The 23,395-nt window shown below is 62.0% G+C and carries 19 protein-coding genes; 11 read left to right on the top strand and 8 right to left on the bottom strand.

The features are described 5' to 3' along the window. Positions 1-69: 69 nt before the first annotated feature. From phaC to KJY40_RS02970, 7 genes are all read right to left on the bottom strand, one after another. A complete protein-coding gene (gene phaC, locus KJY40_RS02940) occupies positions 70-1,749 on the bottom strand; it encodes a class II poly(R)-hydroxyalkanoic acid synthase (RefSeq protein WP_230734862.1) in 1,680 nt (559 codons plus the stop codon). Between the two features lie 258 nt (positions 1,750-2,007). Next, positions 2,008-2,385: a gamma-butyrobetaine hydroxylase-like domain-containing protein gene (locus tag KJY40_RS02945; protein WP_085711048.1), complete on the bottom strand. Its 378-nt coding sequence runs from the start codon at positions 2,383-2,385 to the stop codon at positions 2,008-2,010. A gap of 76 nt (positions 2,386-2,461) precedes the next feature. Continuing rightward, entirely contained in the window at positions 2,462-3,799 is a 1,338-nt protein-coding gene (gene hslU / locus KJY40_RS02950) for an ATP-dependent protease ATPase subunit HslU (RefSeq protein ID WP_230734864.1), read from the bottom strand. A 49-nt stretch (positions 3,800-3,848) separates the two neighbouring features. Beyond that, a complete protein-coding gene (hslV, locus tag KJY40_RS02955) occupies positions 3,849-4,385 on the bottom strand; it encodes an ATP-dependent protease subunit HslV (RefSeq protein ID WP_230734866.1) in 537 nt (178 codons plus the stop codon). Positions 4,386-4,540: 155 nt separating this feature from the next. After that, positions 4,541-5,257 (bottom strand): SPOR domain-containing protein, encoded by a 717-nt coding sequence (locus KJY40_RS02960; RefSeq protein ID WP_115076257.1) that lies wholly within the window; start codon positions 5,255-5,257, stop codon positions 4,541-4,543. A gap of 1 nt (position 5,258) precedes the next feature. Next, a complete protein-coding gene (argS, locus tag KJY40_RS02965) occupies positions 5,259-6,995 on the bottom strand; it encodes an arginine--tRNA ligase (protein ID WP_230734868.1) in 1,737 nt (578 codons plus the stop codon). Positions 6,996-7,207: 212 nt separating this feature from the next. Next, positions 7,208-9,427, bottom strand: coding sequence for a primosomal protein N' (locus tag KJY40_RS02970; RefSeq protein ID WP_230734870.1), 2,220 nt, complete (start codon positions 9,425-9,427; stop codon positions 7,208-7,210). 168 nt (positions 9,428-9,595) lie between these two features. Between KJY40_RS02970 and rpmE the strand changes: the two genes are divergently transcribed. From rpmE to KJY40_RS02985, 3 genes are all read left to right on the top strand, one after another. Further along, a complete protein-coding gene (gene rpmE, locus KJY40_RS02975) occupies positions 9,596-9,814 on the top strand; it encodes a 50S ribosomal protein L31 (RefSeq protein WP_007952398.1) in 219 nt (72 codons plus the stop codon). 41 nt (positions 9,815-9,855) lie between these two features. Continuing rightward, positions 9,856-10,638, top strand: coding sequence for a thermonuclease family protein (locus tag KJY40_RS02980; protein WP_230734872.1), 783 nt, complete (start codon positions 9,856-9,858; stop codon positions 10,636-10,638). A 184-nt stretch (positions 10,639-10,822) separates the two neighbouring features. Continuing rightward, complete coding sequence (locus KJY40_RS02985) at positions 10,823-12,091, top strand: malic enzyme-like NAD(P)-binding protein (RefSeq protein ID WP_007952395.1); 1,269 nt, start codon at positions 10,823-10,825, stop codon at positions 12,089-12,091. 240 nt (positions 12,092-12,331) lie between these two features. Here KJY40_RS02985 and KJY40_RS02990 read toward each other — a convergent pair whose 3' ends face one another. Beyond that, entirely contained in the window at positions 12,332-14,776 is a 2,445-nt protein-coding gene (locus KJY40_RS02990; RefSeq protein ID WP_407681995.1) for a penicillin-binding protein 1A, read from the bottom strand. A gap of 220 nt (positions 14,777-14,996) precedes the next feature. Between KJY40_RS02990 and KJY40_RS02995 the strand changes: the two genes are divergently transcribed. From KJY40_RS02995 to KJY40_RS03030, 8 genes are all read left to right on the top strand, one after another. Continuing rightward, the gene (locus tag KJY40_RS02995; protein WP_007952389.1) at positions 14,997-16,061 is read left to right on the top strand and encodes a pilus assembly protein PilM; all 1,065 of its coding nucleotides are present in this window, start codon (positions 14,997-14,999) and stop codon (positions 16,059-16,061) included. Further along, positions 16,061-16,627: a PilN domain-containing protein gene (locus KJY40_RS03000; protein WP_230734876.1), complete on the top strand. Its 567-nt coding sequence runs from the start codon at positions 16,061-16,063 to the stop codon at positions 16,625-16,627. The genes KJY40_RS02995 and KJY40_RS03000 overlap by 1 nt, the downstream gene beginning before the upstream one ends. After that, on the top strand, positions 16,624-17,247 hold the full coding sequence (pilO, locus tag KJY40_RS03005; RefSeq protein ID WP_230734878.1) for a type 4a pilus biogenesis protein PilO: 624 nt from the start codon (positions 16,624-16,626) through the stop codon (positions 17,245-17,247). Before KJY40_RS03000 ends, pilO begins: the two co-directional genes overlap by 4 nt. Beyond that, complete coding sequence (locus KJY40_RS03010; RefSeq protein WP_230734880.1) at positions 17,244-17,768, top strand: pilus assembly protein PilP; 525 nt, start codon at positions 17,244-17,246, stop codon at positions 17,766-17,768. Before pilO ends, KJY40_RS03010 begins: the two co-directional genes overlap by 4 nt. 14 nt (positions 17,769-17,782) lie before the next feature. Continuing rightward, positions 17,783-19,861, top strand: a complete 2,079-nt coding sequence (gene pilQ, locus KJY40_RS03015) for a type IV pilus secretin PilQ (RefSeq protein WP_230734882.1) — start codon at positions 17,783-17,785, stop codon at positions 19,859-19,861. 4 nt (positions 19,862-19,865) lie between these two features. Next, positions 19,866-20,384 (top strand): shikimate kinase AroK, encoded by a 519-nt coding sequence (gene aroK, locus KJY40_RS03020; RefSeq protein WP_011332081.1) that lies wholly within the window; start codon positions 19,866-19,868, stop codon positions 20,382-20,384. Positions 20,385-20,536: 152 nt separating this feature from the next. Next, complete coding sequence (gene aroB, locus KJY40_RS03025; RefSeq protein WP_230734883.1) at positions 20,537-21,637, top strand: 3-dehydroquinate synthase; 1,101 nt, start codon at positions 20,537-20,539, stop codon at positions 21,635-21,637. Positions 21,638-21,647: 10 nt separating this feature from the next. After that, positions 21,648-23,255, top strand: coding sequence for an AAA family ATPase (locus KJY40_RS03030; protein WP_230734885.1), 1,608 nt, complete (start codon positions 21,648-21,650; stop codon positions 23,253-23,255). The last annotated feature ends 140 nt before the right edge of the window (positions 23,256-23,395 follow it).

Consider the following 23,395-nt stretch of genomic DNA (forward strand, 5'->3'; position numbering starts at 1 on the left):
CATTGATGTTGGCTGATCAACCGCTTTCGCGAGCAAGCCCGCTCCCACAAAGGGTACGAGGTGTGTCGGTTACCGCTCGTGTACGTAAGTGCCCGGCGATGCTTCACCTGCCGGGAACGCTTTGTTGCCCAATTTCGTCGGCGCCTTTTTCAGCTCGCCCGAACGCGCGGCCTGCCATGCCTGCCAATACAGCCACCAGGAGTCGGCGTGCTTGGTCGAGTTTTCCTGCCAGTCATCGGCATTGGCGGTCATTTCGTCGCTGGTCATGTAGCGCGATTTCGGGTTGCCCGGCGGGTTCAGGATGCTCTGGATATGCCCGCTGCTGGACAGCACGAATTCCACCTTGCCACCAAACAGCTGCGCCGACTTGTAGCAGGACTTCCACGGAGTGATGTGGTCGTTGGTGCCGGCCAGCGAGAAGATGTCGGCGGTCACCTGCTTGAGGTCGATTGGCGTGCCGCACACTTCCAGTGCATTGGGGCGGATCAGTGGGTTGTTTTTGAACATCTCGATCAGGTCGCCGTGGAACGCGGCCGGCAGTCGAGTCGTATCGTTGTTCCAGAACAGGATGTCGAACACCGGCGGCTCGTTGCCGAGCAGGTAGTTGTTGACCCAGTAGTTCCAGATCAGATCGTTGGGACGCATCCAGGCGAAGACCTTGGCCATGTCTTTGCCTTCGAGCACACCGGCCTGATAGGAGTGTCGCTTGGCCATTTCCAGCGTCTGCTCGTCGACGAACAACGCGACGTCGCTGTCGAGCGTGGTGTCGAGCACGCTGACCAGCAGGGTCAGGGCATTGACCTTGTTTTCACCCGTGGCGGCGTAGTGGCCGAGCAGGGCGGTGCAGGTGATGCCGCCGGAGCAGGCGCCGAGCATGTTGACGTCCTTGCTGCCGGTGATCGCAGTGACCACGTCGACCGCTTCCTTCAGGGCTTCGATGTAAGTCGAGAGGCCCCACTCGCGCTGTTCCTTGGTCGGGTTGCGCCAGCTGACGATGAAGGTCTGCACATTGTTGCGCAGGCAGAAGCGCGCCAGGCTCTTGTCCGGGCTGAGGTCGAATACATAGAACTTGTTGATCTGCGGCGGCACGACGAGCAGCGGGCGCTCGTGCACTTGCTCGGTGATCGGCTTGTACTGGATCAGCTCCAGCACGTCGTTGCGAAACACCACCGCGCCTTCGGTCACGCCCAGGCTCTTGCCGACCTCGAACGCGCCCATGTTGACCTGGCTCGGCATGCCGCCGTTGTGCACCAGATCCTTGGCCAGGTGCGAGAGGCCGTCGAGCAGGCTCTTGCCGCCGGTCTCGAAGAAGCGTTTGACCGCCGCCGGGTTGGCTGCCGTGTTGGTCGGCGCCATGGCCTCGGTCATCAGGTTGATCACGAAGTGGCCGCGCGCGATGTCCTTGGGCGAGAGGCTGCTGTCGTCGATCCAGGCATGGAGTTCCTTGCGCCATGCCAGGTAGGTTTGCAGATAACGTTTGTACAGCGGGTTCTGACTCCACGCCGGATCGACGAAGCGACGGTCATCGCCCGCCGGTTGCAGGTCGGATTTGCCGAACAGCACGTTCTTCAGTTCGAGGCCGAACTGGGTGACGTGTTTGACACTATGGATCGGTTGTTTGATGGCCTGGGTCAGCACCATTCGAGCAGAGGCCAGCAGATCCTTTCCGCGAAGCCCAACGACAGGATTCAGCCCCAGGGTGTTCTCCGAGGCCTGGTACTTCAAATCATCGTTATTCTTGTTACTCATCTACGACGCTCCATTGTCCTGAGACGAGTACCCGGTTTTCTGCTGTGCAGTTCCACAGCCAATGCCAGGTACTACTGCTCGGGTGACCGTTGATTCTGCATAGCTGCTTTACAGTCGTAGAGCATTGCAGGGAACTTGCCAGTTCCATTGGTTACCCGAGATTGATTTTTTTCGCAAGCAGCCGATCCCGGGCCGCTTTAGCGGAGCATTCAAACAGATGAATCTAGAAAATGCCCTCTAAACAGTCCGAGGCGCGGACTAGAGCATCAGCTTGACGACGGACTCGTCCGGGTCGCGGGTTTTGCCGGCGGCTTTGAGCTCGGCCAGATAATCCGCCCAGAGTGCGTCATAGCGTCGCCCCAGCTCGTACAGATAATCCCAGGTGAACAGACCGCTGTCGTGCCCGTCGTCGAAGGTCAGTTTCAGTGCGTACTGACCGGCCGGTTCTACCTTGGTCAGGCCGACATGCAGCTTGCCGAATTGCAGGATCGGTTTGCCGTGGCCCTGGACCTCGGCGGAGGGGGAATGCACGCGCAGGAATTCGGCGGGCAGGGTGTACTCCTCGCCGGACGCGTATTTGAGCGACAGGGTTTTCGAGGCTTTGTGCAGTTTGATGTCGGTGGGGAGTTGGGTCATCGCCGGCGTTCCGTCAGGTGGAAAAAATTGTGGGAGCCGATGGCTCCCACAGTTTCACGACCACTGTAAGTATGGCTTACAGGATATAACGGGACAGGTCTTCGTTCTGCGCCAATTCGCCCAGGTGGCTGTTGACGTACTCGGCGTCGATCTGGATCGCCTTGTCGTCGTGGGCGCTGGCCAGATCGCCGGCACTGAACGACACCTCTTCCAGCAGACGCTCGAGCAACGTGTGCAGGCGACGGGCACCGATGTTCTCGGTCTTTTCGTTGACCTGCCAGGCTATCTCCGCCAGACGCTTGATGCCTTCCGGCTGGAACTGGATGTTCAGGCCTTCGGTTTTCAGCAGCGCGCAGTATTGCTCGGTGAGCGAGGCGTGCGGTTCGCTGAGGATGCGTTCGAAATCCTGCGGGCTCAGGGCCTTGAGTTCAACACGGATCGGCAGACGGCCTTGCAGCTCCGGCACCAGATCGCTCGGCTTGCTCAGGTGGAACGCACCGGAGGCGATGAACAGGATGTGGTCGGTCTTGACCATGCCCAGTTTGGTGTTGACGGTGCAGCCTTCGATCAGCGGCAGCAGGTCACGTTGCACGCCTTCACGGGACACATCGGCGCCGCCGACATTGCCGCGCTTGGCGACCTTGTCGATCTCGTCGATGAACACGATGCCGTGCTGCTCGACTGCTTCCAGAGCCTTGGCCTTCAACTCTTCTTCGTTGACCAGGCGACCGGCTTCTTCGTCGCGTACCAGCTTCAGCGCTTCCTTGACCTTGAGCTTGCGGGCCTTCTTCTTGCCCTTGCCCATATTGGCGAACAGGGACTGCAACTGGTTGGTCATCTCTTCCATGCCCGGCGGCGTGGCGATTTCGATGCCGGCCATTTCGGCGACTTCGATCTCGATTTCCTTGTCGTCCAGCTGACCTTCGCGCAGGCGCTTGCGGAACAGTTGGCGAGTGTTGGAATCCTGAGTCGGCGCTTCTTCGTTGCTGAAGCCCATGCGTGCCGGTGGCAGCAGGGCGTCGAGGATACGGTCCTCGGCGGCGTCTTCGGCACGGTGGCGAACGCGGGTCATTTCCTGCTCGCGCAGCATTTTGATCGCGGCGTCTGCCAGATCGCGGATGATCGATTCGACGTCACGGCCGACGTAGCCGACTTCGGTGAACTTGGTCGCTTCGACCTTGATGAACGGTGCGTTGGCCAGCTTGGCCAGGCGACGGGCGATCTCGGTTTTACCGACGCCGGTCGGGCCGATCATCAGGATGTTCTTCGGGGTCACTTCAACGCGCAGCTCTTCAGGCAGCTGCATGCGGCGCCAGCGGTTGCGCAGGGCAATCGCGACGGCGCGCTTGGCATCGTCCTGGCCGATGATGTGGCGGTTGAGTTCGTGGACGATTTCGCGGGGAGTCATGGACATAATAATTGACGGTCCTCAAGCAGAAACAAGCCGTGGCACAGGGGCCGCGTCAGGCTTTTTCAGCGAGATCCTGCTCCTCAATGGTCTGGGTGTGGTTGGTGAATACACAGATGTCGCCGGCGATGCCGAGAGCGGTCTCGACGATTTCGCGGGCCGACAGGTCGGTCTTCTTCAGCAGGGCGCTGGCGGCGGCTTGCGCATAGGCGCCACCGGAACCCATGGCGATCAGGCCGTCTTCGGGTTCGACCACGTCACCGTTGCCGGTGATGATCAGGGAGGCGTCTTTGTTGGCGACCGCGAGCATCGCTTCGAGGCGGCTCAGGGAACGGTCGGTGCGCCATTCTTTGGCGAGTTCGACGGCGGCGCGAACCAGATGACCCTGGTGCTTTTCAAGCTGGCCTTCGAAACGTTCGAACAGGGTAAAGGCGTCGGCGGTGGCACCGGCGAAACCGGCGATGACTTCGCCGTGGTACAGGCGACGAACTTTCTTCGCGTTGCCTTTCATCACGGTGTTGCCAAGAGAAACCTGGCCGTCGCCGCCCATGACGACTTTGCCGTGGCGGCGGACTGAAACGATGGTGGTCAAGGGAAGAGTCTCCACACTGCGGGGCGAAAATGCCTTATGCCCATTCATATGGGGGTGGTAGAGAGGATTTCAACTGCGGGGCGGGAGAGGGGACGAGCGGTGGTGTTGCGCGGATCCTCCCCGCGCCGCGCGCGGGAAGGATCATTTGGGGGATATCAGCGGCTCTGGCGTTGTTGTAACAACAGGTTGCTGAAGCCTGCGCCCGCCAGTTGTTTCTGGGCGGTGGTCAGTTGTTCGCGGTTGCTGAACGGGCCGACCAGTACGCGGTACCAGGTTTCATCCTTGACCGTCCCGGACTCAACCGCCACCGCCTGGCCGAGCAGAATGATCTGCGCGCGGACCTTGTCGGCATCCGTCTCTTTGCGGAACGAGCCGGCCTGCAGGAAGAACTTGGTCACCGGTGCAGCCTTGGTCACTGGTGGCGCTGGCGGCGGGGTGATCCCGGCCAGTGCAGCCTGTGCACGCGCTGTGTCGATCTTCGCCGCTTCAGCCGGGGTCACCGGCGTGGTCGGGATCGCCGGCACTTGCGGCGTCGGCAGGGTTTTCTCCGGCACGGCATCAGGCGGCACGATCACTTCCGATTCCGGCAACAGGGTGTAGAAGTCATACTTCGGCTTCACCGGTTGCGTCGGGCTCGGCGGGGTCTTGTTGGCCTCGGCGATCTTGGTGGCTTTCTGTTGTTGCTGTTGCTCGACCTTCTCGCGCTTGACCGTGTCGCTGCCCTTGCCCGGCTCCAGTTTCATCAGGAACACGATGAACGCGCCGACCGTCAGGCCAATGGCCATCCACAGCCAGCCCGGAATCGGCTGCTTCGCTGGAGCTTGGTAACGGCTGGCGCCACGCTTGGGTGCAGGTTTTTTCTTGGCAGCCAACTTACATACGCTCCAGGGTTTCCAGGCCGAGCAGTTCCAGGCCTTGCTTGAGGGTACGGCCGGTCAGCGCGGCGAGGCGCAGACGGCTTTGCATTTGTGCCGGGGTGTCGGCGGCGAGGATCGGGCAGTTCTCGTAGAAGCTGGAGAACAGGCCGGCCACGTCGTACAGGTAAGTACACAGGGTGTGTGGCGTGCCCTTTTCCGCAACGTTGTTCAGCACTTCACCGAACTGCGCCAGTTTGGCCGCCAGTTCCTGTTCGTGCGCCGCCTCGAGGACGATCTGGCCGTCGACTTCGCTGAAATCCTTGCCCAGTTTGCGGAATACACCGGCCACGCGGGTGTAGGCGTACAGCAGGTATGGCGCAGTGTTGCCTTCGAAGTTGAGCATCAGGTCGAAGTTGAAGCTGTAGTCGCTGGTGCGGTGCTTCGACAGGTCGGCGTATTTCACCGCGCCGATGCCCACGACTTTGGCGATCGCACGCAGTTCGTCTTCGGCCAGTGTCGGGTTCTTTTCCTTCACCAGGCTGTAGGCACGTTCCTGCGCTTCGGTCAGCAGGTCGATCAGCTTCACGGTGCCGCCGTCACGGGTCTTGAACGGACGGCCGTCGGCGCCGTTCATGGTGCCGAAGCCCATGTGTTCCATTTCCATCGGATGGGTCACGAAACCGGCCTTGCGCGCCACGGCGAACACCTGCTGGAAGTGCAGGGCCTGACGCTGGTCGACGAAGTACAACGCACGGTCGGCCTTCAGCTTGCCGCTGCGATAACGCACGGCCGCCAGGTCGGTGGTGGCGTACAGGTAGCCGCCGTCAGCCTTGACGATGATCACCGGCAGCGGCTCGCCTTCGGCGTTCTTGAATTCGTCGAGGAACACGCACTGGGCGCCGTTGCTTTCGACCAGCATGCCGGCGGCTTTCAGGTCGTTGACCACGTTGATCAGGTCGTCGTTGTAGGCGCTTTCGCCCATCACGTCGGCCATGGTCAGTTTGACGTTGAGCAGTTCATAGATCTTCTGGCAGTGCGACAGCGAGATGTCCTTGAACTTGGTCCACAGCGCCAGGCATTCAGCATCGCCGGCCTGCAACTTGACCACCAGGCCACGGGCGCGGTCGGCGAATTCCGGGGATTCGTCGAAGCGTTGCTTGGCGGCGCGGTAGAAGTTTTCCAGGTCCGACAGTTCGTCGCTGGTGATCGGGTTTTCCTGCAGGTAGGCCATCAGCATGCCGAACTGGGTACCCCAGTCGCCGACGTGGTTCTGACGGATCACGGTGTCGCCGAGGAATTCGAGTACTCGCGCCACGCCGTCGCCGATGATGGTCGAGCGCAAGTGGCCGACGTGCATCTCTTTGGCCAGGTTCGGTGCCGACAGGTCGACCACGGTGCGTTGCGCCGGGCCGGCCTTGCGCACGCCAACGTGAGCGTCGGCCAGCGCTGCGTCGAGGCGCGAGGCCAGCGCATGAGTGTTCTGGAAGAAGTTGATGAAGCCTGGACCGGCGATTTCGGCCTTGGTGACGTTCTCGTCAGCCGGCAGGGCGGCGATGATTTTTTCCGCCAGATCGCGCGGTTTCATGCCCGCAGGCTTGGCCAGCATCATCGCGATGTTGCTGGCGAAGTCGCCGTGGGTCTTGTCCCGGGCGTTTTCCACCTGGATCGCCGGCGTCAGGCCTTCAGGCAACACACCTTCGTTGACGAGTTGGGTGAGGGCTTGTTGGATCAGCTGGCGAATGGTGTCTTTCATGGTCTTCTCTTTCGACCGCAAGCGCGGCGGCGCATCGATGCGCGGGTGGAAAAACTGGGCATTATCCGTTGCGAAGACGGGCTTGCCAACCTTAGCAGGCAGGATGTGGATGTGTGGTGACAATTCGTCAGTCATCGCTGGCAAGCCAGCTCCCACAAGAGCGACGCAATTCCCCTGTGGGAGCTGGCTTGCCAGCGATAGCAATCGATCAATCAATACAAATCGACAGGGTCGACATCCAGCGACCAGCGCACCGCCCGGCCGCTTGGCATCTGCTCCAGCACCAGCAGCCAGCTCGCCAGCAATCGGTGTAGCGGCGCCCGGGCCGTGGCCTGCAACAGCAGCTGCGCGCGGAAGCGGCCAGCCCGACGTTCCATCGGTGCCGGCACCGGTCCCAGCAGTTCGATGCCGCTCAGATTCTGTTCGGCCAGCAAACGCTCGGCCTCGCTGCACGCCTCATCAAGAAAGCCTTCGGCCTGCCCCGGCTTGTGCGCTTCGGCGCGCAGCAGGGCGAGGTGGGCGAACGGCGGCAGGCCGGCGGCGCGGCGTTCGCTCAGGGCCTGCTCGGCGAAGGCGAAGTAACCCTGCTCGGTCAGTTGCACCAATAAAGGATGGTCGGCCAGATGCGTCTGGATGATCACCTTGCCCGGTTCTTCCGCCCGCCCGGCTCGACCGGCGACCTGCACAATCAGTTGCGCCATGCGCTCGCTGGCGCGGAAGTCGCCGGAAAACAGCCCGCCGTCGGCATCGAGGATCGACACCAGTGTCACCCGAGGGAAGTGGTGACCCTTGGCCAACATCTGGGTGCCGACCAGAATGCACGGCTGGCCTTTCTGGATCGTGGCGAACAACTGGTTCATCGCATCCTTGCGCGACGTGCTGTCCCGGTCGACGCGCAGCACCGGATAGTCCGGGAACAAGATCGCCAGTCGTTCTTCGGCCCGCTCGGTGCCGGCACCCACGGGGCGCAGATCGACCTTGTTACACTTCGTGCACTGGCGCGGCACGCGCTCGACGTAACCGCAGTGGTGGCAACGCAATTCGCCGTAGCGCTGGTGCACGGTCATTCGTGCATCGCAGCGCTGGCACTCGGACATCCAGCCGCAATCGTGGCACAGCAGCGTCGGGGCAAACCCCCGGCGATTGAGGAACACCAATACCTGCTGGCCGGCGGCGAGGGTCTGGCCGATGGCTTGCTGCATCGGCCCGGAAATGCCGCTGTCCAGTGGACGACTTTTCACATCCAGGCGCAGGAAACGTGGCTGCTTGGCGCCGCCCGCCCGTTCGTTCAGGCGCAGAAGTCCGTAGCGGCCGGTGTAGGCGTTGTGCAGGCTTTCCAGGGATGGGGTCGCGGAGCCGAGCACGATCGGGATGTTTTCCTGCCGCGCCCGCACCAGCGCCAGATCCCGCGCGTGGTAGCGCAGGCCCTCCTGCTGCTTGTAGGAGCCGTCGTGCTCTTCATCGATGATGATCAACCCCGGATTCTTCATCGGGGTGAACAGCGCCGAACGGGTACCGATAATAATGTCGGCCTCGCCATCGCGGGCGGCGAGCCAGGCGTCCAGACGATCACGATCGTTGACCGCCGAGTGCAGCAGGGCGATGCGGGCGTTGAAGCGTTGTTCGAAGCGGGCGAGGGTCTGCGGGCCGAGGTTGATCTCCGGGATCAGTACCAGCGCCTGCTTGCCGGCCTCGAGGGTTTCGCGGATCAGCTGCAAATAGACTTCGGTCTTGCCGCTGCCGGTGACCCCGGCCAGCAGAAAGGCGTGATAGCTGTCGAACCCGGCGCGAATCGCCTCGTAGGCAGCGCGTTGTTCGCTGTTGAGCGGCAGCTCGGGCTGGGCCAGCCAGTGTTCATGGCGTGCGCCGGGGGCGTGGCGGCGCACTTCGACCTGCACCAGATCCTTGGCCAGCAGTAGATCGAGGCTGTCCTTGCTCAGCATCAGTTTGCTCAGCAACTGATGGGCGACGCCGTGGGGATGCTGGGCCAGTGTTGCCAGGGCTTCACGCTGGCGCGGGGCGCGGGCGATTCGCGGGTCATCAAGGTTGGCGCCGGGAGCGGCGGACCAGAAACGTTCCTGCCGAACCTCGGCCAGTTCGCCCTGGCGCAGCAGCACCGGCAACGCCCAGCTCAGAGTGTCGCCGAGGCTGTGCTGATAATACTGAGCCGTCCACAGGCACAGCTTGAACAGCGCCGGCGGCAGCGGAGCGGTGGCGTCGAGCAGGGCCAGCGCCGGTTTGAGCTTTTCCACCGGCACTTCGCTGGTGTCAGTGACCTCCACCAGAATCCCGATCATCTCCCGTCGGCCGAACGGCACCCGCAGGCGCATGCCCGGTTGCAACTGCGAACGCAGCACACCGGCCGGGGCCCGATAGTCGAACAGGCGGCGCAGGGGCGAAGGCAGGGCGAGGCGCAGAATGGCGTCGGGCACGCGGGGGATTCTCATAGGCGGGGCGGTGGAGAAGGGCGGGAGCCTAGCAGACGGTCGGTCTCAGCGACAGCTTGCGTGATTGCAAAGGTCTGGTAGAATCCGCGGCCTAATTACGTGCGGTATTCAACAATCGTGTTGGATGGCGGCACGCCAGCTGAGGAAAACACCATGAAAGCCGATATCCACCCGAATTACCCAGAAGTTGCAGTAACTTGCAGCTGCGGCAACAAGTTCGAAACCCGTTCGACCTTCGGCAAAGCCCTGGCGATCGACGTTTGCAACGAGTGCCACCCGTTCTACACCGGTAAGCAGAAGACTCTGGACACCGGTGGTCGCGTTCAGAAGTTCGCCGACCGTTTCGGTGCTTTCGGCGCGAAAAAGGCCTAAGGCCCTTCATTCTGGAAAACCTCAGCGGCTTTTCCGGTCTGATGAAAAAGGCGTCCCTTGCGGGCGCCTTTTTTGTGTCCGCGATTTGGCTCTCCGCCGCCCAGGCTTTCTGCCCGGCGCCGTCCGGGCTGGACAGCGCCACGGTGCAGCGGGTGGTCGACGGCGACACCCTGCGCCTGAGCGACGGACGCAATGTGCGGATGATCGGCCTCAATACGCCCGAACTCGGCAAGCAGGGCCGCAGCGACGAGCCGTTTGCGGTAGCGGCGCGCAAGCGCCTCGAAGCCTTGGTCGCCGAGAGCGACGCGCGGGTTGGCCTTCGCCTTGGCGCACAGCCCAAAGACCATTACGGCCGCACTCTGGCCCATGTTTTCAGCGCCAAGGGTGAGAATCTCGAAGCGCAGATGCTCGCCGATGGCCTCGGTTTCCAGGTCGCGGTGGCGCCAAATGTCGATCTGGTCGATTGCCAGCAAGCCGCCGAACGCCGCGCGCGACAGGCCGGGCTTGGCCTTTGGAAGCGCCCGCCTGTACTGAAAGCGGAGCAGATCGAGCGCTCGGGTTTCGCGCTGGTCAGCGGTCGTGTGAGCAAGGTTCAGCGCAATCGCGGCGGAATCTGGATCGAGTTGCAGGACAAGCTTGTACTGCGCGTTGCACCCAATCTGCTGGATCGTTTCGACGGCGCCGCTCTGCAGGCGTTGAAGGGCAAGCAGATCGAGGCCCGTGGCTGGGTGGTCGATCGTTCCCGGCGCGGTGGACTGAAATCAGGTCAGGCGCGCTGGTTGTTGCCGCTGACCGATCCTTCGATGCTCCAGTCGTCCCGCTGAAGAAAAAGTTGTAGACATTTTTTCTGTCGATTGTGAACAGTCTAGCCCTTGTGCGCCGTGGCTCTTGGCCCAAAGTCGTAGGGCAGGGCGCTTGACAGGGGTGACCGGGCAGTCTTGTGGGGACTTTGCGAGGCGCGTATCCTCGCTGACCAGTCTGTCCAACAGTAAAAAGCGGAATGCCAAAATGTCTGATCTGAAAACTGCCGCTCTCGAATATCATGCCAATCCTCGTCCAGGAAAGCTGAGTGTCGAGCTCACCAAGGCCACTGCTACCGCCCGCGACCTGTCGCTGGCCTACAGCCCCGGCGTAGCTGAACCAGTGCGCGAGATCGCCCGCGATCCTGAACTGGCCTACAAGTACACCGGCAAGGGCAACCTGGTTGCAGTCATTTCCGATGGCACCGCGATTCTGGGCCTGGGTAACCTCGGCCCACTGGCTTCCAAGCCGGTCATGGAAGGTAAAGGCGTGCTGTTCAAGCGCTTCGCCGGCATCGACGTCTTCGACATCGAAGTCGACTCCGAAAGCCCGCAAGCCTTCATCGACACCGTAAAACGCATTTCCATCACCTTCGGTGGCATCAACCTGGAAGACATCAAGGCGCCTGAGTGCTTTGAGATCGAACGTGCTCTGATCGAGCAGTGCGACATTCCGGTATTCCACGATGACCAGCACGGCACCGCGATCGTGACCGCTGCCGGTATGATCAATGCCCTGGAAATCGCTGGCAAAACCCTGGCCGACGCCAAGATCGTCTGCCTGGGCGCCGGCGCAGCCGCCATCTCCTGCATGAAATTGCTGGTGAGCATGGGCGCCAAGGTCGAGAACATCTTCATGGTTGACCGTACCGGCGTGATCCACGCTGGCCGTGACGACCTGAACCAGTACAAGGCTGTGTTCGCTCATCCTACCGAGAAGCGCACCCTGGACGACGCCATCGAAGGCGCTGACGTATTCGTCGGCCTGTCGGGCCCGAACCTGCTGAGCGCCGAGCAACTCAAGCGCATGGCGGCCAACCCGATCGTTTTCGCATGCTCCAACCCGGATCCGGAAATCTCCCCGGAACTGGCTCACGCCACCCGTAACGACGTGATCATGGCCACCGGCCGTTCGGACTACCCGAACCAGGTCAACAACGTACTGGGCTTCCCGTTCATCTTCCGTGGTGCCCTGGACGTTCGCGCCAAGCGCATCAACGAAGAAATGAAGATCGCTGCCGCCAACGCCCTGCGCGAACTGGCCAAGCTGCCGGTCCCTCAGGAAGTCTGCGACGCCTACGGCGGTATCTCCCTGGAATTCGGCCGTGAGTACATCATTCCGAAGCCAATGGACAAGCGCCTGATCACCGTGATCTCCGACGCCGTGGCCAAGGCCGCGATCGAGACCGGTGTGGCGACCCTGCCGTATCCGAAGAACTATCCGCTGAAAAGCGTGGATGACGTGTTCAACGGCTAAGTCGTTGTAGCGCTTCAGCCGAAAGCCCCGGTTCGTGAGAGTCGGGGCTTTTTTTGTGCCTGTTGATTTTGGGGTGATCTTAAGGGCCTCTTCGCGGGCAAGCCCGCTCCCACAGGTGAAATGCATTCCAATGTGGGAGCGGGCTTGCTCGCGAAGGGGTCAGTCCATGCAATACAAATCTGGCAGGCATAAAAAAGCCCCGCACTTCTCACGAAGGCGGGGCTTTTTTACGGGGCGGGATCAGAACAGATCGATCGGCGCCTGTTCATCCGCCGGCAGCGGACTGCCCGGCGCGGTGCCATTGCCGATCTCATTGACCGACGGTGGTGTGTCTTCGGCCTTGAACAGCTCGAAGTACGCGCCTGGTGTGCTCGGCGATGCCGCGCGACCGCTGACCGGGTCTACCCGCAGGCTGAGGATGCCTTCCGGCTCCGGCTGGACATGCGGCGGCTTGTCCTTGAGCGCAGCGGCCATGTAGTTCATCCAGATCGGCAGTGCCACAGTGCCGCCGAACTCCCGGCGACCGAGGCTTTCCGGCTGGTCGAAACCGGTCCACACGGTGGTCACGTAATCGGCGTTGTAGCCGGAGAACCAAGCATCCTTGGATTCGTTGGTGGTACCGGTCTTGCCGGCGATGTCGCTGCGGCCCAGGGCCAGTGCGCGACGACCGGTGCCGAGCTTGATCACGTCCTGCAACATGCTGTTGAGGATGTAAGTGGTACGGCCATCGACGATGCGCTCGGCAACTGCTGGCGCTTGCGGCACGGCGGCGTTGCCCGGCGCTTCACCCGGAACCGGCGCTGCATTGACGGTAAACGATTCGGTAGCGGGTGCCGCGATGCCATCGGTGGCCGCGCCGCCCTGCGGTACGGTCGGCGGGTTGGCGACGAACAGTGTGTCGCCATTGCGGCTTTCGATCTTGTCGATGATGTACGGGGTAATCTTGAAGCCACCGTTGGCGAAGGTGCTCCAGCCAGTGGCGATTTCCATCGGCGTCAGGGTCGCGGTGCCCAGCGCCAGGGACAGGTTTGGCGGCAGGTCCTGCTTGTTGAAGCCGAAGCGGGTGATGTAGTCGATGGTCTTGCCTACGCCCATCGCTTGCAACAGACGAATCGAAACCAGGTTGCGCGACTTGTACAGCGCCTCGCGCAAACGGATCGGGCCGAGGAAAGTGTTGGTGTCGTTCTTCGGGCGCCAGACCTTGTCCAGGTACTCGTCGACGAACACGATCGGCGCGTCGTTGACCAGACTGGCGGCGGTGTAGCCGTTATCCAGTGCGGCGCTGTAGACGAACGGCTTGAAGCTTGAGCCCGGCTGACGCTTGGCCTGCATCGCGCGGTTGTAGTTGCTCTGCTCGAACGCGAAGCCGCCGACCAGCGAACGGATCGCGCCGTTCTGCGGATCCAGCGACACCAGCGCGCCCTGCGCCTGCGGAATCTGGCTGAACTTCAGCGAATTGTTCGGCTGGCGCTGCACGCGAATCAGGTCGCCGATCTGTGCCACATCCGACGGCTGACGCGGGTTGGCGCCCATGCTGTTGGTGTTGAGGAACGGTCGCGCCCATTTCATGGAGTCCCACGCCACGTGCTCTTCGCCGGTGCGGGTCAGCACTTGCAGGCCGTTCTTGTCGACCTGGGTGACGATGGCCGGCTCGAGGCTGCTGATGGTGCGTTGCTTGGTCAGTTCGGTGGCCCAGGCTTCACGGGTCTTGCCCGGCAGGCGCGATTCAGGGCCGCGGTAGCCGTGACGCTGGTCGTAGGTCATCAGGCCTTCGTGCAGCGCGGTGTTGGCCATTTCCTGGAGGTTGCTCGGCACCGTGGTGGTGACGCGGAAACCTTCGGTATAGGCGTCGCTGCCGTAGCGGCCGACCATTTCGGCGCGGGCCATTTCGGCGATGTACGGCGCGTTCACTTCCGGGGTCGGCACGTGATAGCTGGCGTTCAGCGGCTCGTTGATCGCGGCGGTGTAGTCGGCTTCGGTGATCTTGCCGAGCTTGTACATGCGGCCGAGGATCCAGTCGCGACGCTCCTTGCTGCGCGCCGGGTTGGCCAGCGGGTTGAAGCGCGACGGGGCTTTCGGCAGGCCGGCGATCATCGCCATCTGCGCCAGGCTGACTTCGCGGATCGACTTGCCGTAATACACCTGCGCCGCCGCCTCGATGCCGTAGGCGCGGTTGCCCAGATAAATCTTGTTCACGTACAGCTCAAGGATCTCGTCCTTGGTCAGCTGCCGTTCGATCTGCAGGGCCAGAAGGATTTCAGTGGTCTTGCGCGAGAAGCTGCGTTCGCTGGTCAGGAAGAAGTTCTTCGCCACCTGCATGGTGATGGTGCTGCCGCCGGACTGGATGTGCCCGCTCTTGACCAGTTGGGTCGCGGCACGCATCAGGCTGCTCGGATCGACGCCATAGTGATTGGCGAAGTTGTCGTCTTCAGCACTTAGTAACGCATTGATGAAATTGGGGGGAATGTCGGCGAAACGGATCGGTGTACGGCGCATTTCGCCAAATTCTGCGATCAACTTGTTGTCGCTGCTGTAGACCCGGAGCGGAATCTGCAACTGAATGCTTCTCAGCGCCTCCACAGATGGCAAACCCGGACTAAGGTAAAGAAACGCGCCGCTGAGACCTAAAAGCAGTCCGCAGAAAACGGCGACGATGGACCAACCGAAAAATTTCAGCAGACGAATCAAGGCTTTTGGACATCCACGGCAAAGAATGAATTGGGCGACAGGGTTCCGGGTAACACACAGAACGACCCGCGCCGGCAGTAAAAAGCGGAAAAAAACGCTGGGCATTATAAGCACTTTTCCGCTGGGGGCGTCATTTGCGCTTCTGTCAAGACGGGGCGAGGGAACGCAATGCGCATTACAGAGTCCGTAACTCACGGATAGTCATAGGGAATTGGTAGTGCTAGGACTCTTCAATAAAAAGGCCAATACGTTACTGGGGATCGACATCAGCTCCACTTCGGTGAAGCTGCTGGAGCTGAGCCGTCAGGGTGAGCGCTACCGGGTCGAGGCGTATGCGGTGGAGCCGTTGCCGGCGAGCGCCGTGGTCGAAAAGAACATCGCCGAGCTCGAGGGCGTCGGCCAGGCCCTGTCCCGGGTGCTGGTCAAGGCGCGCACCGGACTGAAAACCGTGGCGGTGGCGGTGGCCGGCTCTGCGGTGATCACCAAGGTCATCGAGATGGACGCCGGACTGTCCGACGACGAACTGGAAAACCAGCTCAAGATCGAGGCCGATCAATACATTCCCTATCCGCTGGACGAGGTCGCCATCGACTTCGAAGTCCAGGGCGTTTCGCCGCGCAACCCCGAGCGGGTCAACGTGCTGCTGGCCGCCTGTCGCAAGGAAAACGTCGAAGTCCGCGAAGCGGCGCTCGCTCTCGCCGGGCTGACCGCGCGGGTGGTGGATGTCGAAGCCTATGCGCTGGAGCGCTCGTTTGGTCTGCTGGCCACGCAACTGGCGGCGTCCCAGGATCGGCTGACGGTGGCCGTGGTCGACATCGGCGCCACCATGACCACCCTCAGCGTCCTGCACAACGGCCGGATCATCTACACCCGCGAACAACTGTTCGGCGGCCGCCAGCTGACCGAGGAAATCCAGCGCCGTTATGGCTTGACCCTTGAGCAGGCGGGGCTCGCCAAGAAGCAGGGCGGCCTGCCGGACGATTACGTCAGCGAGGTGCTGCAACCGTTTCGCGAGGCACTGGTGCAGCAGGTGTCGCGCTCCCTGCAGTTCTTTTTCGCCTCCGGCCAGTACAACGCCGTCGACCACATTCTGCTGGCCGGCGGCACGGCGTCGGTGCCCGGCCTCGACCGGCTGATCGAAGAGCGCCTGAACACCCCGACTCAGGTCGCCAACCCGTTTTCCGACATGGCCTTGAGCAGCAAGGTCAACGCCGGGGCCCTGGCGAGCGATGCGCCGGCCCTGATGATTGCCTGCGGGCTCGCGCTCAGGAGTTTCGACTGATGGCGCGGATCAACCTTTTACCCTGGCGCGAGGAGCGTCGCGAAGAGCGGCGCAAACGCTTCCTGCTGGCCTTGACCGGCGTGGTGGTCGGTTCGGTGGGGGCGGTGCTCATTGCCGACCAGATCATCAGCGCCGCCATCGCCCGGCAGGTCGCGCGCAATGACTACATCGGCAAGCAGATCGCCGTGATCGACGAACGGATCAAGCAGATCAGCGAGCTCAAGGCCCATCGTCAGCAACTGGTCGAGCGCATGCGCATCATCCAGGACTTGCAGGGCAACCGGCAGATCAGCGGGCGGATCTTCGATCAGCTGGCGCGCACCTTGCCCGACGGGGTGTATTTCACCGACGTGAAAATGGTCGGCAAGACCCTGTCGATCAGCGGCGCGGCGGAGTCCAACAATCGGGTGTCCGACCTGATGCGCAACCTCGATGCCTCCGACTGGTTCGATGCGCCCAACCTCAATGAAGTGAAAGCCACCACTGCTGGCCAGGTGGATCAAGCCAACGTCTTTCAGCTGACCGTTCGCCAGACTCGACCCCGGTTCGAGGAGGACGACCAATGAAGCCGTCCGAGTGGCTGGAAAGCCTGCGCAATGTCGACTTCAACGACCTGGACACCAGCAACATCGGCTCTTGGCCGCCAGCAGTCAAAAGCCTGGCCGGCGGACTGTTGATGGTGCTGGTTCTGGCGCTTGGCTATAACTTTTTCATCAGTGACCTGGAGAACCAGCTCGAGCTCAAGCGTGAGGAGGAAATCACCCTCAAGGAGCAGTTCGCGAGCAAGGCGCGCATGGCGGCCAATCTCGAGCTGTACACCCAGCAGATGAAAGAGATGGAAAACTCGTTCGGCGTACTTTTGCGGCAACTGCCCAGTGACACCGAAGTGCCGGGGTTGCTGGAAGACATCACCCGTACCGGGCTGGGCAGTGGTCTTGAATTCGAAGAAATCAAACTGCTGCCCGAAGTCACCCAGCAGTTCTACATCGAGCTGCCCATCCAGATCACCGTGACCGGTGCCTATCACGACCTTGCGACCTTCGTCAGTGGCGTGGCCGGTTTGCCTCGGATCGTCACCCTGCACGACTTCGAGCTGGCACCCGCCAATCCCGAAGGCGGGCCGAAGTTGCGTATGAGCATTCTCGCCAAGACCTACCGCTACAACGACAAGGGGCTGCAAAAATGAGCCCGATCCGTTTTATCGCCTTGTCGGCATTGTTAATGGTACTCGGTGGCTGCGGTGGTGATGACTTCAGCGATCTCGACGCTTACATGAATGAAGTGCGCCTGCGCCCGCCGGGCAAGATCGAGCCGACCCCGACCTTCCGCTCCTACCCGACATTCACCTACAGCGCCGCCAACCTGCGCAGTCCGTTTTCGCGCCAGTTGCGGGTCGATCTGGCCGGGCAGAAACACGGCTCGCGGGATGTGAAACCCGATCCCAACCGGGTCAAGCAATACCTCGAAGGTTTCAACATCGAGCAATTCGAAATGGTCGGCACGATTGCCAATGCCTCCGGTTCCTTCGCTTTGTTGCGAGGTGCGGGCGGGGTCCATCGGCTCAAGGTTGGCGACTATCTGGGGCGCAACGACGGGCGGATCGTTGCGATCAGCGCTTCACAGGTCGAGGTGGTGGAAATCGTTCCGGATGGCCAGGGCGCCTGGCTTGAGCGGCCGCGCACCATTCCTTTGAAAGAGCACTCATAAGTGGAAGTCGAACAATGAACAGGATTTTTTCCACCCTCGGTTTTTCGCTATGGATGGCGCTGCTTTCACCGATGGTACAGGCAGCCAATCTGAAGGCGCTGGACGTCGCGGCACTGCCGGGCGACCGGGTCGAGTTGAAGCTGTCGTTCGACGGCCCGCCACCACAGCCCAAGGGCTACACCACTGATTCGCCGGCACGGATCGCCCTCGATCTGCCGGGTGTCGCCAGTCAGCTGACGAGCAAGACCCGTGACCTGGGCAGTGGCAATGCCCGCACGGCCACAGTGGTCGAGGCCAATAACCGGACGCGGCTGATCATCAGCCTGACGCAACTGGCACCGTACGACACCCGGGTCGAAGGCAATACGGTGTTTGTGGTGGTCGGGCAGGGCAGCAAAGCCGCTGCCCCACGTACGGTCGCTCGTGCACCGCGCGCAGCACCTGCGGCAGCGCCGGTCCGCACGTTTACGCCGACCGCCAGAGCCATTCGCGGCGTGGATTTCCAGCGTGGTACGGCGGGCGAGGGCAACGTGGTCATCGACTTGTCCGACCCGGCTATCGCCCCGGACATCCAGGAGCACGACGGCAAGATCATCCTCAATTTTGCCCGTACCCAATTGCCTGAGCCACTGCGCGTGCGCCTCGACGTCAAGGATTTCGCCACCCCGGTGCAGTTCGTCAATGCCGGTGTCAGCGGTGATCGCGCGACGATCACCGTCGAGCCCAGCGGTACTTTCGACTATTCCACTTACCAGACCGACAACAAGCTGACCGTCAGCATCCGGCCGTTGACCGTCGATGACCTGCAAAAGCGCAACGCCGACCGCAACAGCTATAACGGCGAAAAGCTCTCTCTCAACTTCCAGGACATCGATGTGCGCTCGGTGCTGCAACTGATCGCCGACTTCACCAACCTCAATCTGGTGGCCAGCGATACGGTGCAGGGCGGCATTACCTTGCGCCTGCAGAACGTGCCGTGGGATCAGGCGCTGGATCTGGTGCTCAAGACCAAAGGCCTGGACAAGCGCAAGGTCGGCAACGTGCTGCTGGTGGCGCCGGCGGATGAAATCGCCGCCCGTGAACGGCAGGAACTGGAGTCGCAGAAACAGATTGCCGAGCTGGCGCCGCTGCGCCGTGAGCTGTTGCAAGTGAACTACGCCAAGGCTGCGGACATCGCCAAGCTGTTCCAGTCGGTCACCAGTGCCGAGGCCAAGGTCGACGAACGGGGTTCGATCACCGTCGATGAGCGCACCAACAACATCATTGCCTACCAGACCCAGGATCGCCTCGACGAGCTGCGGCGGATTGTGGCGCAGCTGGATATTCCGGTGCGTCAGGTGATGATCGAGGCGCGGATCGTCGAGGCCAACGTCGACTACGACAAAAGTCTGGGCGTGCGCTGGGGCGGTTCGATCCAGAACAAGGGCAACTGGAACACTTCCGGGGTCAGCAACGGTTCGTCGACCACCATTGGCACGCCGGGCAGCACCAGCACCAACTCGCCGTTCGTCGACATGGGCACGGTCAACAACACGTCCGGGATCGGTATCGCCTTCATCACCGACAACGTCTTGCTGGACCTTGAGCTGACCGCGATGGAGAAGACCGGTAACGGCGAAATCGTCTCGCAGCCCAAGGTGGTCACCTCCGACAAGGAGACCGCGAAGATCCTCAAGGGCACCGAGATTCCGTACCAGGAAGCCAGCTCCAGCGGCGCTACGTCGGTGTCCTTCAAGGAGGCTTCGCTGTCGCTGGAAGTGACGCCGCAGATCACCCCGGACAACCGCATCATCATGGAGGTGAAGGTCACCAAGGACGAACCGGATTACCTGAACAAAGTGCAGGATGTACCGCCGATCAAGAAAAACGAGGTCAATGCCAAGGTGCTGGTGAACGACGGCGAGACCATCGTGATCGGGGGCGTTTTCTCAAATACTCAAAGCAAGGTTGTAGATAAGGTGCCATTTCTTGGCGATGTGCCGTATCTTGGCCGCCTTTTCCGGCGTGATGTGGTTTCGGAGAAAAAATCCGAGCTGCTGGTATTTCTCACTCCGCGTATCATGAATAACCAGGCGATTGCTGTGAGTCGTTGATTCTGTGCGAAATTTGATTCTTGTAGGACCGATGGGGGCTGGAAAAAGCACCATCGGCCGATTACTGGCCAAAGAGCTGCGCCTGCCGTTCAAGGATTCCGACAAGGAAATTGAACTGCGTACGGGCGCCAATATCCCGTGGATCTTCGACAAGGAAGGCGAGCCCGGCTTTCGTGACCGTGAGCAGGCGATGATTGCCGAGCTGTGCGCGTTCGACGGCGTGGTGCTGGCGACCGGCGGCGGCGCCGTGATGCGCGATGCCAACCGCAAGGCCCTGCACGAGGGCGGGCGGGTGGTGTATCTGCACGCCTCCGTCGAGCAGCAGGTCGGCCGCACTTCCCGCGACCGCAACCGGCCGTTGCTGCGCACCGCCAATCCGGAGAAAACCTTGCGCGATCTGCTGGCGATCCGTGATCCGCTCTATCGCGAAATCGCCGATCTGGTGGTGGAAACCGACGAGCGGCCACCGCGCATGGTCGTGCTCGATATTCTCGACCGCCTGGCGCAGCTTCCGCCCCGTTAAAGCATCGCTCGAAATGCGCTATCCTCGGCGTCCTGTAACAACCCGCCGCGGTTGTGGCGGATGGCGTGCGAGCGGCGTCATACCCGCTATAGGCCGCAGACAACCAATAATTCAGGGCAGGACGCCTGCTTCCATCTTCACTGTGGGGACACATGCAGACACTCAAGGTCGACCTAGGCGAGCGCAGCTACCCGATTCACATTGGCGAAGGATTACTGGACCAGCCTGCACTGCTGGCCCCGCATATCCACGGGCGGCAAGTGGCAATCATCTCCAACGAGACCGTTGCGCCGCTCTATCTCGAGCGTCTGACCCGCAGCCTGGCGCAGTTCTCGGTGGTTTCCGTGGTGCTGCCCGACGGCGAAGCCTTCAAGAACTGGGAAACCCTGCAACTGATCTTCGACGGCCTGCTGACCGCCCGTCATGATCGCCGCACCACCGTCATCGCCCTCGGTGGCGGTGTGATCGGCGACATGGCCGGTTTCGCGGCCGCCTGCTACCAGCGCGGCGTCGATTTCATCCAGATTCCTACCACGCTGCTGTCTCAGGTCGATTCGTCGGTGGGCGGCAAGACCGGGATCAACCATCCGCTGGGCAAGAACATGGTCGGCGCGTTCTATCAGCCGAACGTGGTGCTGATCGATACCGCGTCCCTGAAAACCCTGCCAGCGCGTGAGCTGTCGGCGGGGCTGGCGGAAGTCATCAAGTACGGTCTGATCTGCGATGAACCGTTCCTGACCTGGCTCGAAGACAACGTCGACGCCCTGCGTGCGCTGGATCAAACGGCCCTGACCTATGCCATCGAGCGCTCCTGCGCCGCCAAGGCGGCGGTGGTCGGCGCCGACGAGAAAGAAACCGGTGTGCGTGCCACGCTCAACCTCGGCCACACCTTTGGCCACGCCATCGAAACCCACATGGGCTATGGTGTCTGGTTGCATGGCGAAGCGGTCGCCGCCGGCACCGTAATGGCGCTGGAAATGTCCGCGCGCCTGGGTTGGATCAGCGAGCAGGAGCGTGATCGCGGCATCCGCCTGTTCCAGCGTGCCGGTCTGCCGGTGATTCCGCCGGAGGAGATGACCGAGGCCGATTTCCTTGAACACATGGCAATTGACAAAAAAGTGATCGACGGTCGCTTGCGCCTGGTGCTGCTGCGCCGGATGGGCGAAGCGGTGGTGACCGACGATTATCCGAAAGAGGTTCTACAGGCCACGCTGGGAGCGGATTACCGCGCTCTGGCTCAGCTTAAAGGTTAATAAGATTCCGATGACTAGTTTGCATGCCGACGAGGCGTTCCTCGGCCATTTCCAGTTAAGTCACGACCCTTTCGCGCCGCGGGTGCCGGGCTTCAAATTCTTCCCGGCCCAGCGCAAGCCGGTGCTGGGTCAGCTGCATCATCTGGCGCGTTACAGCCAGTTGCTGCTGGTGGTCACCGGCCCGCAGGGCAGCGGCAAGACCCTGCTGCGTCAGGCGCTGGTCGCCAGCACCAACAAGCAATCGGTGCAGAGCGTCGTCGTTTCCGCCCGTGGCGCCGGCGATGCAGCCGGTGTGCTGCGCCAGATTGCCCAGGCGCTGGATGTGGCCCAGGCCGAAGTCGGGGCGATCCTCGATCAGGTCGTGCAGCTCGCGCTGACCGGTCAGGAAGTCTATCTGCTGGTGGACGATGCCGAGCAGCTCGACGAGTCCGCGCTTGAAGCGCTGATGGCGCTGGGCGCCGGCGCGCCGGAAGGGCGCCCGCATGTGTTCCTGTTCGGTGAGTCGTCGCTGATCGCCCAGCTTGAGGCCTTGCACCTCGAGGAAGAGCGCTTCCACGTCATCGAATTGCAGCCGTACACCGAAGAAGAAACCCGCGAGTATCTCGACCAGCGGCTCGAAGGCGCCGGCCGGGGTGTCGAACTTTTCACCGCGGATCAGATCTCTGATATTCACGAAAGCTCCGAGGGTTGGCCCGGCAACATCAACCAGGTCGCTCGCGATGCTCTGATCGAAGTCATGATTGCCAGCCGCTCTGCGGTCAAGCGTCCAAGTATGGGGTTCAACATGCCGAAGAAACACGTATTGGCGATTTCCGCCGTTGTCGTGGTCGCGGTCGCTGCGGCCTGGCTGATGCCGGGTCGCAACAAGGCACCGACCACCGGTGCGCCGGCCAACGAGCAGGCGCAACTGCCATTGGGTCAGGGCACGCCGCAGGCGGGTGGCGCACCGTCCGTCGAATTCAACGGCAATACCCAGCCGATGCCGCTGCCGCTGGTCGGCAACTCGCAACCGGTGATGCGTGGCCCGCTGGCTGAAGCCGCGGGTGGTATCACTGAAGGCGACGACGGCGTGCCGGTCGAAGGCTCCAGCAACACGCCACCGACCGTGACCACCACCGCGCCACCCGCGGGCGTTCAGGCCGGCCCTGCGCCGACCCCGGTTCCGGTTCCAGTCCCGGCGGCCAAGCCGACCCCGGCACCGACCCAGGTCGCTACCGCCAAGCCTGCGCCTGCTCCGGCCGCTCCAGTGGCCAAACCGGCTCCGGCACCTGCCAAGCCTGTTGCCGCCGCCAAACCTGCCGAGAAGCCGGTCACCGTCGCCAAGGCCGCCGGTGGCAGCTGGTACGCCGGTCAGCCGACCAGTAACTACGTGGTGCAGATCCTCGGCACCAGCTCCGAAGCGACCGCGCAAAGCTTCGTCAAGGAGCAGGGCGGCGAGTACCGTTATTTCAAGAAAGTCCTCAACGGCAAGCCTCTCTACGTGATCACATACGGCAACTTCGCCAACCGTGATGCAGCCGTTTCTGCCATCAAGGCCTTGCCAGCGAAGGTTCAGGCTGGTAAACCTTGGCCTCGCACTGTCGCCAGCGTCCAACAGGAACTGGCAACAACTCGCTGAAGATTCGGCGGCCTTACCCAGGCCGCCTCTCCAAGCACCTCAAAATTTCTACAAGTGCGCGCCGTCTCTACAGACCGCGTGCCTTGTGGTGTCTGCGTCACAGTAGTCTTTGAGTCGTTGCGGTCAAAATTAAAAAAGTT

Source organism: Pseudomonas fitomaticsae, assembly GCF_021018765.1.
In the GTDB taxonomy this organism is placed as follows: domain Bacteria; phylum Pseudomonadota; class Gammaproteobacteria; order Pseudomonadales; family Pseudomonadaceae; genus Aquipseudomonas; species Aquipseudomonas fitomaticsae.

Excerpts from the sequence above, each read along its gene's own strand:
- phaC (WP_230734862.1), bottom strand. The coding sequence starts at position 1,749 with ATGAGTAACAAGAATAACGATGATTTGAAGTACCAGGCCTCGGAGAAC.
- KJY40_RS02945 (WP_085711048.1), bottom strand. The coding sequence starts at position 2,385 with ATGACCCAACTCCCCACCGACATCAAACTGCACAAAGCCTCGAAAACC.
- hslU (WP_230734864.1), bottom strand. The coding sequence starts at position 3,799 with ATGTCCATGACTCCCCGCGAAATCGTCCACGAACTCAACCGCCACATC.
- argS (WP_230734868.1), bottom strand. The coding sequence starts at position 6,995 with ATGAAAGACACCATTCGCCAGCTGATCCAACAAGCCCTCACCCAACTC.
- rpmE (WP_007952398.1), top strand. The coding sequence starts at position 9,596 with ATGAAAGCCGATATCCACCCGAATTACCCAGAAGTTGCAGTAACTTGC.
- KJY40_RS02980 (WP_230734872.1), top strand. The coding sequence starts at position 9,856 with ATGAAAAAGGCGTCCCTTGCGGGCGCCTTTTTTGTGTCCGCGATTTGG.
- KJY40_RS02985 (WP_007952395.1), top strand. The coding sequence starts at position 10,823 with ATGTCTGATCTGAAAACTGCCGCTCTCGAATATCATGCCAATCCTCGT.
- KJY40_RS03000 (WP_230734876.1), top strand. The coding sequence starts at position 16,061 with ATGGCGCGGATCAACCTTTTACCCTGGCGCGAGGAGCGTCGCGAAGAG.
- pilO (WP_230734878.1), top strand. The coding sequence starts at position 16,624 with ATGAAGCCGTCCGAGTGGCTGGAAAGCCTGCGCAATGTCGACTTCAAC.
- KJY40_RS03010 (WP_230734880.1), top strand. The coding sequence starts at position 17,244 with ATGAGCCCGATCCGTTTTATCGCCTTGTCGGCATTGTTAATGGTACTC.
- pilQ (WP_230734882.1), top strand. The coding sequence starts at position 17,783 with ATGAACAGGATTTTTTCCACCCTCGGTTTTTCGCTATGGATGGCGCTG.
- aroB (WP_230734883.1), top strand. The coding sequence starts at position 20,537 with ATGCAGACACTCAAGGTCGACCTAGGCGAGCGCAGCTACCCGATTCAC.
- KJY40_RS03030 (WP_230734885.1), top strand. The coding sequence starts at position 21,648 with ATGACTAGTTTGCATGCCGACGAGGCGTTCCTCGGCCATTTCCAGTTA.